This is a genomic window from Nonomuraea sp. NPDC050790 (genome assembly GCF_044456745.1).
Taxonomy (GTDB): Bacteria; Actinomycetota; Actinomycetes; order Streptosporangiales; family Streptosporangiaceae; genus Nonomuraea.
In genome coordinates this window covers 75,942-88,322 of record NZ_JBITGF010000012.1, presented here as the reverse complement: position 1 = coordinate 88,322, position 12,381 = coordinate 75,942, and the positions used below count along the sequence as shown (strand labels likewise).

Below are 12,381 nucleotides of genomic sequence, written 5' to 3'. Positions count from 1 at the left end.
CTCCAGGCTGGCAAGCATGAAACGACGACTGATCCTCTACGGCGCGCTGATCTGGAGCGCGGTCTACGGCGCGCTCGGCTTCTTCTGGTGGTCGGGCGGCGCCGGCTTCCCCTTCGGCGACCCTGGCGCCTCCGTCGGGATGAGCCTCTTCCAGGGGGCGACGGCGGGCGCCATGGCGCCGGTCATCGCCTTCGCCTGTACGGCCGGCGTCCTGGTCGCGGCGGCGGCCCTGTGGTGGCCGCGATTCCCCTCCCCGGCGGTCGCGGCGTACGGGTGGGTGGCTGGAGCGGCCCTGCTGTTCGTGCTGCCCGACGTCCGGCTGCTGCAGAACATGGCCTACGCCCTGGGCGGGTACGTCGGGCTGGTCGACTGGCCGGTGCTCAACCAGCTCGTGTGCGTCGTGGGCGGGGCCCTGTGGGTAGGGGTCGCGCTGGGCTCGGTGCGCGGGGGCGCGGCCGCCTGGCCGTGGCGGCGGATCGGGCGCTGGGCGACGGCCGTGGCGGTGCTGGCGCCGCTGCCGTACGGCCTGCAGCGCGCGGCCTGGTCGGCGGGCATCCCGCTGGGCGTCGACCAGGCGTTCGTGGACACCCTGCTGGCCGACTACGCGGCCAAGGGCCTGAGCGTGCTCCAGAGCTACCTGCTCCCCCTGCTCTGCCTGGGCGGCGCGCTGCTCACGCTCGGGCTGGCGCAGCGGTGGGGACGCGTCTTCCCGCGCTGGGTGCCGGTGCTCGGCGGGCGGGCGGTGCCCGAGGCGACGGCGGTCGTGCCCGCGTCGCTGGTGACCGTGGCCGTCACCGTGACCGGGCTGACCTCGTGGCGCGGCCTGCTGTCGGAGGGCATGGACTGGTCGGTCGGCGGCGTGGGCCTGTTCTTCCTGCCCTGGGGGCTCTCGCTGGGCGTGGCCACCGTGGCCTACCACTACACGCGAGGTCACGTCACGGCAACGCCGTCCGCCCTGATCCGCCCGCAGCCCGATCTGCGGCCATAATGGCGGGACGGCCGGGGGTTTGCGGGGTGCGGAGAGATGACGGCGTTACTCGTGCGCGGCCCGGCGGGCTTCATCCGGCTCGAACCGGGGCAGCGGCTGCTCGTCGGCCGCGAAGGTGACATCGCCATCGCCGACGCCCGTGTCTCCCGCCACCACGCCGAGGTCGTCCACGAGTCGGGCCGCTGGATCCTGCGCGACCTCGGCAGCCGCAACGGCACCTTCATCGGCCGGCACCGCATCACCACCGTCCACGTGGCCGTCCCCTGCACGGTACGGCTCGGCGGCGCCGACCACGGCCCCCGGCTGGACCTCGAACCCGAGCCCGTCCACCAGCCGACCGGCCCGGCTCCCCAGGGCACCCGCCCCACCTGGGGCGGCCCGCCGGTGGACGGCGCCACACAACTGGGACGGCCCGCCGCGCAGCCGCGCCCGAGCCGGAGCCCGGAACGGATCCTCCCGCTGACCGGCGTGATCCGCATCGGCAGGGCCGCCGACAACGACCTGGCCTTACCCGACGACCTCCTGGTCTCGCGCCACCACGCCGAGATCCACCCCTCCCCCAACGGCCCGTACGTCAGGGACCTGCGCAGCCGCAACGGCACCCACGTAAACGGCCACCGCGTCACCGACGCCTACGTCCAGCCGGGCGACCTGGTCTCGGTGGGCCACTACCAACTGGTCGTGCACCGCGACCACGTGGCGGTCCACGCCGACACCGGCTCGGTGTCCCTGCGGGCGGAGGAGCTGACGGTCAAGGCGGGCTCGGCCGTACTGCTGGACCGGGTGAGCCTGCGGCTCGACGCCCGCAGCCTGCTCGCGGTGGTGGGCCCGTCGGGCGCGGGCAAGTCGACCCTGCTCGGCGCGCTCACCGGCGCCAGGCCCGCGACGCACGGCCGCATGCTGTACGAGGGCCGCGACCTGTACGCCCACTACGACGACCTGCGCCACCGCATCGGCCTGGTCCCGCAGGACGACATCCTGCACAAGGAGCTCACGGTCGAGCGGGCCCTGGGCTACGCGGCGGCGCTGCGCTTCCCCCAGGACGTGACGCGGGCCGAGCGCCGGGCCCGCATCGACGAGGTGATCGACCAGCTCGACCTGGCCGAACGCCGAGGGCTGCGGATCGACCGGCTGTCCGGCGGCCAGCGCAAGCGCACGAGCGTGGCGCTGGAGCTGCTGACGAAGCCGTCGCTGCTGTTCCTGGACGAGCCGACCTCCGGGCTGGATCCGAGCCTGGACAAGGAGGTCATGAACACGTTGCGGTCGCTGGCCGACGACGGCAGGACCGTGGTGGTGGTCACGCACAGCGTGCTGCACCTGAACGTGTGCGACCGGGTGCTGGTGCTGTGCCGGGGCGGCAAGGTCGGATATTTCGGGCCGCCGGGCGAACTATTGGGATTTTTCGGGGCGACGGAGTACTCGGAGGTCTTCAAGAAGGTCAGCGACGAGCCCGACCTGTGGGCCGACCGCTTCCGCCGCTCCGCCTACTACTCGCGCTACTGCGGGGCCGCCTCCGGCCAGGGGCTCGACGGCCACACCGTGACGCCTCCGCCCGCGCCGCCCAAGCAGAGCATGGGGCGGCAGTTCGCGATCCTCGCCCGGCGCATGTTCTCGGTGATCCGCTCCGACAAGCTGGCGGCGCTGTCGATGATCGGGCTGCCGATCGTGCTGGCGCTGATGACCCGCGTCGTGGAGGGCTCCGCCGGCCTCGCGCCGCCCGGCGGGAAGATCGGGCGCAGCGAGGAGGCGGGCACGCTGCTGATCATCCTGGTGTTCGGGGCCGCGCTGATGGGCCTCATCGGGGCGATCAGGGAGATCGTCAAGGAAGGTCCCATCTACCGCCGGGAACGCTCGGTGGGCCTGTCGCCGGTGGCGTACCTGCTGTCGAAGGCCGCGGTGCTGGGCGCGATCAACGTGGTGCAGGCGACGTTGTTCGTCACGCTGGCCATGATCGGGCGCGAGCCGCCCGGCGATCCGCTCATCTTCGGCTCGGGCAGCGTGGAGATCGTCGTCGTGGTCTCGGCGGTGGCGTTCACCTGCAGCCTGCTGGCGCTGCTGGTCAGCGCCCTGGTCAGCACCAACGAGCAGGCCATGTTGATCATGGTGGTGCTGGTGATGGCCCAGTTCGTCTTCATTGGCAAGCTCATCGAGGTCGTCGGCAGGACCGGCCTGGAACAGCTCACCTGGCTCGTCCCCACCCGCTGGGGCTACGCCGCCGCCGCGGCCACCGTCGACCTGCAGAAGATCGACATCGCCAAGCCCGTGGACGCCCTCTGGGACCACGATCCGGTGGGCTGGCTCCGCTCGATGGCCGTCCTGCTGCTCATGGCCCTCGTCCTGGCCCTGGCCACGCGCCTCGCCCTGCGCCGCTACGAAGCGGGATCCCGCTGAACCACAAGGTCATCCCCGGCCAATAGTATGAAGTTCAACAAAAGCAATGAAAGGGCGCGTAATGGACGTCGAGCAGACGGCCCTGCCGGGGATCGGACTGCGGCACGAGTTCACCACCCAGTCCGGAAGGCGGATCGGCGTCGTCTCGCACCGCACCGGCCGGCGGGACCTGGTGATCTACGACAAGCACGATCCCGACCAGGCGTGCGAGGCGGTCAAGCTCAACGACGAGGAGGCCGACGCCCTGTGCGAGCTGCTCGGCGCGCCGCGTATCGTGCAGCGGCTCAACGAGCTGCACCGGCAGGTCGAGGGCCTGGTCAGCGTCCAGTTGCCGATCATCCAGGGCGGGCCGTACGCCGGCCGTCCCATGGGTGACACCCAGATGCGCAGCCGCACGGGCTCCTCCATCGTCGCGGTCGCCCGCGACGGCCGGGTGGTGGCCAGCCCCGGACCCGACTTCGTGTTCGCCGCCGGCGACGTGGTCGTGGTCGTCGGCACGCCCGAGGGCACCTCCGCCGCCGGCGACCTCCTGGCCGCGGGGTAGGCCCGCGGGTGCACGCAGGGATCCTTCTTCTCGAACTCGGTGCCGTCATCCTCGGTCTCGGCGTGCTCGGCGCGCTGGCCCTGCGCGGCGGCATCTCCCCCATCCCCCTCTACCTGATCGCGGGCCTGGCCTTCGGCACCGGCGGCATCCTGCCGCTGGCCACCAGCGAGGAGTTCATCGAGGTCGGCGCCGAACTCGGCGTCATCATGCTGCTGCTCACGCTGGGCCTGGAGTACAACGCCGACGAGCTGGTCACCAGCCTGCGCGGCAACCTGCGCGGCGGGCTCGTGGACCTGGTGCTCAACGCCGCGCCGGGCGCGATCGCCGCCCTGTTGCTCGGCTGGGGCCCGGTCGCCGCCCTCGCCATGGCGGGCGTCACCTACGCCACCTCCTCCGGCATCACCGCCAAGGTCCTGTCCGACCTGGGCTGGATCGGCAACAGGGAAACACCCGTGGTGTTGTCGCTGCTGGTCTTCGAGGACCTGACGATGGCCCTCTACCTGCCGATCCTCACCGCGATGCTGGCCGGCGTGAGCCTCGTCAGCGGCGCGGTGACGGTGGCGATCGCGCTGGCGACCGTGAGCGTCGTGCTCGTCTTCGCCCTCCGGTACGGCCGGCTCATCGAACGCTTCGTGGCCAGCCCCAACTCCGAGGTCCTGCTCCTGAAGGTGGTCGGACTGGCGCTCCTGGTGGCCGGGATCGCCCAGCAGCTCCAGGTGTCGGCGGCGGTCGGCGCGTTCCTGGTCGGCATCGCCTTGTCGGGAGAGCTCGCCCACGAGGCCAGGACGCTGCTGGAGCCGCTGCGCGACCTGTTCGCCGCGGTGTTCTTCGTCTTCTTCGGCCTGCAGACCGACCCGGCCGCGATCCTCCCCGTGGCGGGGCTGGCCGCCGGCCTCGCCGTGATCAGCATGATCACCAAGCTCCTGACCGGCGCCTACGCCGCCCGCCGCGCGGGCATCGCCAAGGCCGGCCGGGCGCGGGCGGGCATCGCGCTGATCCCGAGGGGCGAGTTCAACATCGTCATCGCCGGGCTCGCGGTGGCCGCGGGGGTCCATCCGGACCTCGGGCCGCTGGCCGCCGCCTACGTGCTCATCCTGGCGGCCTTCGGGCCGCTGGCCGCCAAGATGGTCCAGCCGCTGATCACCGCGATCGCCCGCCGTACGTGAGAGCGCGGGGAAGGGCGGCTACTCGTCGCCCTCCACGCGCATCACGCTGGCCACCGCGCGGACGATGTCGAGCTTGCGCAGCCCCTCCATCGTGGCGGTGAGCGCGGCGTCGGTGGCGCGGTGGCTGACGATCACGAGCTGGGCGTCGTCGCCGTGCCCCTCCTGGCGGACCGTCTGGATCGAGACGTCGTGGCGGGCGAACTCCTCCGCCACCCTGGCCAGCACGCCGGGCTTGTCGGCCACGTCGAGCGCCACGTGGCAGCGGGTCACGGTCTCGCCCATGGGGTGCACGCTCAGCGAGGCGTACGTGGACTCCTCCGGCCCGCGCGCCCCCGCCAGCCGGTTTCTGGCCACGGCCACCAGGTCGCCCAGGACCGCGGAGGCCGTGGGCGCCCCGCCGGCGCCGGCGCCGTAGAACATGAGCTGCCCGGCCGACTCCGCCTCGACGAACACCGCGTTGTACGCCTCGCGCACGCCGGCCAGCGGGTGGGTGCGCGGGATCATCGCCGGGTGGACGCGCACGCCGACGCTCTGGCCGTCGTCGGAACGGGCGCAGATGGCCAGGAGCTTGATGACGTACCCCATGGCCTTGGCGGAGGCGACGTCGGTGGCGGTGATCTCCGTGATGCCCTCGCGGTGCACCTGCTCGGCGGTCACCCTGCTGTGGAAGGCCAGCCCGGCGAGGATGGCCGCCTTGGCGGCGGCGTCGAAGCCCTCGACGTCGGCGGTCGGGTCGGCCTCCGCGTAGCCGAGCGCCTGCGCCTCCTCCAGCGCGTCGTTGAACGAGGCGCCCGTGGAGTCCATCTTGTCGAGGATGTAGTTGGTGGTGCCGTTGACGATGCCGAGCACCCGGTTGACGTGGTCGCCGGCCAGCGACTCGCGCAGCGGCCGCAGCAGCGGGATCGCGCCCGCCACGCTGGCCTCGAAGTAGAGGTCGCCGCCGCCGGCGCGGGCCGCCTCGTGGAGGGTGGCGCCGTCCTCGGCCAGCAGCGCCTTGTTCGCGGTCACGACCGACTTGCCCTTGGACAGGGCCGCCACGATCAGCGAGCGCGCGGGCTCGATGCCGCCGATGACCTCGACGACGACGTCCACGTCGTCGCGGGTGACGAGGGCCTCGGCGTCGGTGGTGAGCAGCGCGGGGTCGACGTCGACCTCCCGTTTACGCCCCAGCCTGCGTACGGCGACGCCCGCCAGCTCCAGCGGCGCCCCGATCCGGGCGGCCAGGTCGTCGGCCTGCTCGCGCATGAGCCTGATGACCTGCGAGCCGACGACGCCGCAACCCAGCAGCGCGACCTTCACAGTTGCCCCCTCAGCAGATCGTCCTCGGTCTCGCCCCGCACGATCACCCGGGAGGCCCCGTCGGCGACGGCGACCACGGCGGGCCTGGGCAGATAGTTGTAGTTGCTGGCCAGCGAGCGGCAGTAGGCGCCGGTGGCGGCCACCGCGATGAGGTCGCCCGGCGCGAGGTCGGCCGGGAGGTAGAAGTCCCTGATCACGATGTCGCCGCTCTCGCAGTGCTTGCCGACCAGGCGGCTGAGCATGGGCGCGGCGCCGCTCTCGCGGTTGGCCAGCACCGCGGTGTACTCGGCGCCGTAGAGCGCGGTGCGCACGTTGTCGCTCATGCCGCCGTCGATGCTGACGTAGGTGCGGATGCCCTCGACGTCCTTGACGGTGCCGACCTCGTAGAGGGTGATGCCGCCGGGTCCGACGATCGTGCGGCCGGGCTCGACCGTGAGCGTGGGCACCGGCAACCCGGCGGCGGTGCAGACCTTGGCGACGATCTCGCGCAGGCCGTCGGCCAGTTCCTTGATGTCGGGGGCCTCGTCGCCCTCGACGTAGGCGATGCCGTAGCCGCCGCCGAGGTCGAGCTCGGGCAGCACGACGCCGTGCTCGTCCTTGATCCGCACGAGCAGGTCGGCCAGGCGGCGGGCGGCCACCTCGAAGCCGGCGGTGTCGACGATCTGCGAGCCGATGTGGGAGTGCAGGCCGACGAGTTCGAGCTGGGGCAGCGCGAGGATGCGGCGGACCGCCTCGGCGGCGGCGCCGGTGTTGAGCGACAGGCCGAACTTCTGGTCGTCGTGCGCGGTCGCGATGAACTCGTGGGTGTGCGCCTCGACGCCGGTCGTCACCCTGATCATGACCTTGGGGCGCTTGCCCAGCTCGGCGGCGAGGTAGCCGACCCGGGCGATCTCCTCGTAGGAGTCGACCACGATGTGGCCGACGCCGACCTCCAGGGCCCTGGTCAGCTCGGCGACGGACTTGTTGTTGCCGTGGAGCGTGATGCGCTCGGGCGGGAATCCGACGCTCAGCGCGACGGCCAGCTCGCCGCCGCTGGCCACGTCGAGGCCGAGCCCTTCATCGCGCAGCCACCGGACGATCTCCTTGCACAGGAACGCCTTCCCGGCGTAGTGCACCTCGGAGCCGGCGAAGGCGGTGGCGTAGTCGCGCATGCGCGAGCGCACGTCGGCCTCGTCCAGGACGTAGAGCGGCGTGCCGTGCTCGGCGGCGAGATCCCGCACGTCGATGCCGCCGACCGTGAGCGCGCCCTCGGTCCTGCTCGACGTTCGCGGCCAGATCGCGGGATTGATCCGGTTGAGGTCGGCGGGCGCCAGCGGCGGGCGCTCGTGGGGCAGCATCTCGGCGTGCCGGTCCCCTGCGGGATGGGCGAATCGACTCACCCAAAGGAGGCTATCGGAACGCGGGATCGCGCTGGACACCGTGCCCACCTGTCGAGACGCGCTGAGCAGGAAATTGTAGAGTTTTTACACGTTTTCGCGCCCTATGGCGCGAAATTTCAGATTCTGTCGGGCCCAGGAAGGACTTCCTGTACAGCCAGCGCCAGCCTTACCCGGGCCGCGTGCACCGGGGAGGCCGGTTCATCCCCCTTGGGGAGCGGGGCCGCCTGTTCATAGGCGTCGTGGTAGGCCAGCGCGAGCCGTACCAGAAAGGCCGCCCATCCCGGCTCCGCGCTGACCCGGCGACCCGGCAGCTCGGCCAGCACGCGCAACACCGCACGGTCGCGCGCCCCTGACAGCCCGGCAGGATCAAAACCGTCGGACCCCACGGGCTCGTGGCGCACTTCCAGGGCGGGGGCCGCACGGACGACCGCCACCGCCCTGGCGCGTGCGTAGCGCACCACGAAGCCGGGGTTGTCCCAGGTCAGCGGCGTCTGTGGCCACCCCTGGTCGGGCACGGGGAACACCTCGGCCAGCACGCCGGCGGGCTCGGGCAGCACGATCCGCAGCAGCCCGTTCGGCAGCGCCGTCGCCCCGGGCACGGTCGCGGCCAGCTCCACCGGGTCGATCCGGCGGCGCAGCGCGGCGGCCGACAGGTAGACGGCCTCCGCCGCCCAGTCGCCCTCGGGCGCGGGCGGCTCACCCAGAAGCTCCGCCAGCCGCCCGGGGGTCATCACGCCGCGTTCCCCGGAGATCATCACGCGAGCTGCCCGGAGATGAGCTGCCCGGGGGTCATCAGATGAGGGCGTGGGGTTCGGCGGAGCCGTACTCGATGAGCTGGGCGGCGCCCAGGAGCCAGCGGTCCTCCTCGCGCACCCGCACGTAGCCGAAGCGGTCGGCGGAGAAGACCTTCACCCCGTCCGTGCGGCACTGGCGCATGAGCACCTCGTCCCAGCCCTCGGTCAGGTCGGGGAAGCCGAGTTCGCGCAGCGCGTTGCGGCGGGCGAGCAGGGTGGCTCCGGCGATCTCGGGCGTGTAGGTGTACTCGGCGTCGGGCTGCTTCAGCAGCGTCGCCTGCGCGTTGCGCAGGTGGGCGTAGAAGGCGGCCTTACCCACGATGTCCGCGGTGCAGAACAGGAAGGCGCGGCTGAGGTCGGACAGGTAGTGCGTGCCGTAGACGTCGCGCGGGTCCATGACCGCGACCAGGTCGGACTCGCACAGGTCGAGCCCGTGGTTGAGCATGCCGCCCGTGGACAGGGCCGGGTCGAGGTCGCGGAAGACCACCTCGGCGTCCTTGATCACGTCGCGGGCGCGCTCCCCCGCTCCCGGCGGCCCGAACAGGATGAGCTGCGTGACCCCGCTCTGCCTGGCGACCTGGGCGAGCGCGTGCTCCAGCAGCGAGGAGTCGGTGACCGGCAGGATCACCGAGACGTTCAGCGTCGCGCGGGCGCTGGGCAGGCCGACGCGCTCCAGCAGCTCGTCGACCCGCTCGGTCATCGTGCCGCCCGCGTAGGCGCGGCGCAGCGCGGCGTGCGCGCGGCGGGAGTCGGGCTCGGGGCCGATCGAGGTGCCGCAGGCGGCGATCTCCGACAGCCGCCACGGCGGCGTGCCCGGCGGCACGTCCACCGCGGCCGGCCAGCGGTAGGAGGTCAGCACGTCTGGGTACGACAGGTGCGGCGGCAGCAACTGCTCCAGCGTGAGCACCCGGTCGACCCGGCCGCCCGACAGCGGCAGCGGGTTGTGCACCCTCGGCTGCACGCCGAACGCCAGCCTGGGCCAGCCGCTGGCCGAATCGACGCTGAAGCGGTGCTCGAACAGCGCCGCGGCGGCGGCGTAGCCGGACGGGTCGCCCTGGGTGTGCCAGAAGACCGTGCGGATGCCGCGCTCCGCGCACCAGTCGAGCAGCGCGCGCAGGCCCTCGCCGGGCTCGCCGGCGATCTCCTCGGCCCACGGGCCCTCGGTGACCGACTCGAACACGAGCAGGTGGGGCACCTCGAGCGGCAGCACCCTGGCGAAGTCGCGCGGGGTGAATCCGGTCGTCTGCCGCCACTCGTAGCGCAGCAGGGCCTCGGCGTGCGGGTCGGCGATGACGGCGGCGGTCAGGTGGGGGCGCGTGTTGGGGCCGGTCGGGATCCTGAACGGCTTCAGCCGGAACGAGGCGCCCTCTATCGTCCTGGTCGCGGCCGTGGCCTGGAAGGCGGCGCCGGGACGGTCGGCCTTCTGCTCGGCGGCGACCGGCTTGCGCTTGGGCGCGACCGGGCGGGGAGCGGGCTTGGCGGCGCCCTTGATGCCCTTGGCCAGGCGCACCGGGTTGGACTTGCCGGACTTCAGCGCGTCACCGAGCCGGTTCCAGCGGGCGACCTTGATCGAGGACAGCTTCCACTGCGCCACCTCGGCCTGGTAGCGCTGCTCGGCCAGTTCCTTGCGCAGCTTCTCCCCGTCGGCGCGCTCGTCGTCGAGCCGGTCCTCCAGCTCGGCCACCCGCGCGGCCAGGGTCCTGGCCTCCTGGGCGCTCTCCTCGGCGGCGGCGAGCTTGGCCTGGGCCGTGTCCAGCAGCCGCGCGAGCTCGGCCGCGTGCTCGGCCTGGGCGACCGCGTCCCGCAGCGCCTTGCGCGTGCTTTCCAGCTCCGTCATCGGCCGTCCTCCAGCAGGCCAACGACAATGTGGCCGGATCGATTGGCTCGCTCGCTGCGCTCGCTCACGAGGCCAAAGGATACCCTTCAACCGGTAAGCGGCAGGAAGGGATGGATCCGGTGCAGTTCAATGTGCGGCCCTACGTCTGCGGAGCCCTCGGCCGGATCGATCCCGCCGTCGCGGCGAAGCTGGCCGCCGCCGGCCCGCGCTGCCGCCCCGCGCTCCAGACCGCCCACGCGGCGCTGTTCAGCACCGCGCCGCTGCCGCCCTACCACCGCGCCGAGGGCGAGTTCGCCTTCTCCTGGGGCGAGCGCAAGCCGCCCGGCAAGGACACGTGGATGTCGGTCGCCGAGACCTACGAGACGCCGGGTCTCGTCGGTGCGGGCGAGCGGGTCACGCTGCACGCCGGCGCGCTCGGGCTGGTCGACCTCTATTACGTACGGCTCGGCGACGCCGTCTACTTCTCCTCCCTGATCGCCCCCCTGCTCTCGCTGGTCCCGGTCGAGCTCGACTGGGACGCGTGGGCCTCGATCCTCCAGGTGACCTTCCCGCTCGGGGAGGCCACGCCGTACCGGCGGATCAAGCGGCTGCCGGGCTCCAGCGCGCTGGTGTTCACGGGCGAGCGGCTGGCCACCGAGCGGCGGCTGCCGCGCTGGCTGCGGCGCGAGCCGTACGAGGCGTGGACCAGCGCGGACGAGATCCTGGAGATCCTGCACGAGGTCTACAAGGACTACGAGGGCCGGCGGCTGCTGGTCCCGGTCAGCGGCGGCTACGACTCGCGGCTGCTGGCAAGCGTCGCCGTGGCGCGCGGGTTCGACGTGGAGTCCTGGACGACCAGCCCCGACGACGGCACCGACACCGACATCGCCTTCGCCAAGGCGATCACCCGCGAGCTCGGCATCCCGCACCGCGTGGTCACGCAGGACCCCGCCGCCTATCCGGCCGACGCCCTGGACGTGGCGCGCAGGCTGGAGTTCCTGACGCCGCACCACGCCTGGTACGCGCCGTTCGCCAAGGAGGTGCACGGCGCGGGCCGCATCCTGGTGGACGGCCTGGCCGGCGGGCCGCTGCTGAAGAACTTCATGGTCAGCGGGGCGGCGCTGGAGGCCACCTCGCAGGCGGAGCGCTCGGCGGCGGTGCTCAGCTCGCTGTCCCTGGGCGCGCCCTCGCGGCCGTTCCTGTCGGAGGCGGCGGCGGCCTGGATGGCGCAGACCGTGGGCGAGCAGTTCGCCGAGTCGACCTCGATGCTCCACGGGCACCGGGCGGAGCTGCCGCTGTCGGTGCTGCACACCAGGACGGTGCGAGGCATCGCCCGTTCGGCGGTGAACCTGGTGGGGCCGGAGGCCTCGTTCGCGGCGCCGTTCATCCACCCGGACTTCTTCGACGCGGCGCTGTCGGTGGGCGTGGCCCGCAAGGACAAGGGGCGCTTCTACCGCGAGCTGCTGCACGCGGCGAGCCCGCGCGTGGCGGCGCTGCCGTCCACGAACGTGGTCAAGCAGCCGCTGCGGCGGGTGCCGCTGCGCTCGACGGCGGCGCCGGCGCGCGAGTACTCGCACCGGATGCTGGCCACGGTGGCCGAGCGGGTGCCCGCTCTGCTCTCGGAGGAACTGCACGAGGTGATCGGCGGCGGGCCCGACGCGCTGACGCGGTTCAACGGCTGGAACGACCGGTTCTGGGTGCGTGGCCTGGTGCTGTTCGGCGCGTGGCTGCGCGATTTCGGGCACGACGCGGGTGAACTGGAAGCCCCGTTCTAGAGAACGCTAAGTAACGAGGCGATTACACCGCGATCTCGTGGGTATTACATGCGGCACAGCACAAGCGGGTTCCGGAAGGCCGACGGGCTGGTAGTGTTCGGCCCGTAAGCGCCGCGAACAAGCGGGCACCGGGTCACAAATCCGGGCTCGCTCAGGGCATGGGGTTCGCAGGGATGACGACTCCAGGCGGCGCGGTCACCACAAAACGCCGGGGTAACCGGTGACTTCG

Annotated in this window: 9 protein-coding genes; 5 read left to right on the top strand and 4 right to left on the bottom strand. The window is 72.4% G+C overall.

The features are described 5' to 3' along the window. Positions 1-16 precede the first annotated feature (16 nt). From ACIBEJ_RS44305 to ACIBEJ_RS44290, 4 genes are all read left to right on the top strand, one after another. Entirely contained in the window at positions 17-988 is a 972-nt protein-coding gene (locus ACIBEJ_RS44305) for a hypothetical protein (RefSeq protein ID WP_397188984.1), read from the top strand. 36 nt (positions 989-1,024) lie between these two features. Continuing rightward, positions 1,025-3,379, top strand: coding sequence for an FHA domain-containing protein (locus tag ACIBEJ_RS44300; RefSeq protein WP_397188983.1), 2,355 nt, complete (start codon positions 1,025-1,027; stop codon positions 3,377-3,379). Between the two features lie 61 nt (positions 3,380-3,440). Beyond that, the gene (locus ACIBEJ_RS44295) at positions 3,441-3,923 is read left to right on the top strand and encodes a cation:proton antiporter regulatory subunit (RefSeq protein ID WP_397188982.1); all 483 of its coding nucleotides are present in this window, start codon (positions 3,441-3,443) and stop codon (positions 3,921-3,923) included. An 8-nt stretch (positions 3,924-3,931) separates the two neighbouring features. Beyond that, positions 3,932-5,089: a cation:proton antiporter gene (locus ACIBEJ_RS44290; RefSeq protein WP_397188981.1), complete on the top strand. Its 1,158-nt coding sequence runs from the start codon at positions 3,932-3,934 to the stop codon at positions 5,087-5,089. 18 nt (positions 5,090-5,107) lie between these two features. Here ACIBEJ_RS44290 and ACIBEJ_RS44285 read toward each other — a convergent pair whose 3' ends face one another. The 4 genes from ACIBEJ_RS44285 to ACIBEJ_RS44270 all read right to left on the bottom strand — a co-directional run bounded on the left by ACIBEJ_RS44285 (position 5,108) and on the right by ACIBEJ_RS44270 (position 10,398). Beyond that, a complete protein-coding gene (locus ACIBEJ_RS44285) occupies positions 5,108-6,388 on the bottom strand; it encodes a homoserine dehydrogenase (protein WP_397188980.1) in 1,281 nt (426 codons plus the stop codon). Beyond that, a complete protein-coding gene (gene lysA / locus ACIBEJ_RS44280; protein ID WP_397188979.1) occupies positions 6,385-7,767 on the bottom strand; it encodes a diaminopimelate decarboxylase in 1,383 nt (460 codons plus the stop codon). The genes ACIBEJ_RS44285 and lysA overlap by 4 nt, the downstream gene beginning before the upstream one ends. A gap of 116 nt (positions 7,768-7,883) precedes the next feature. After that, positions 7,884-8,522 (bottom strand): anticodon-binding protein, encoded by a 639-nt coding sequence (locus ACIBEJ_RS44275; protein ID WP_397189195.1) that lies wholly within the window; start codon positions 8,520-8,522, stop codon positions 7,884-7,886. A 37-nt stretch (positions 8,523-8,559) separates the two neighbouring features. Continuing rightward, positions 8,560-10,398: a hypothetical protein gene (locus tag ACIBEJ_RS44270; RefSeq protein ID WP_397188978.1), complete on the bottom strand. Its 1,839-nt coding sequence runs from the start codon at positions 10,396-10,398 to the stop codon at positions 8,560-8,562. Positions 10,399-10,508: 110 nt separating this feature from the next. On the opposite strand from ACIBEJ_RS44270, the gene ACIBEJ_RS44265 reads away from it, so the two are divergent. Next, the gene (locus ACIBEJ_RS44265; RefSeq protein ID WP_397188977.1) at positions 10,509-12,152 is read left to right on the top strand and encodes an asparagine synthetase B family protein; all 1,644 of its coding nucleotides are present in this window, start codon (positions 10,509-10,511) and stop codon (positions 12,150-12,152) included. The last annotated feature ends 229 nt before the right edge of the window (positions 12,153-12,381 follow it).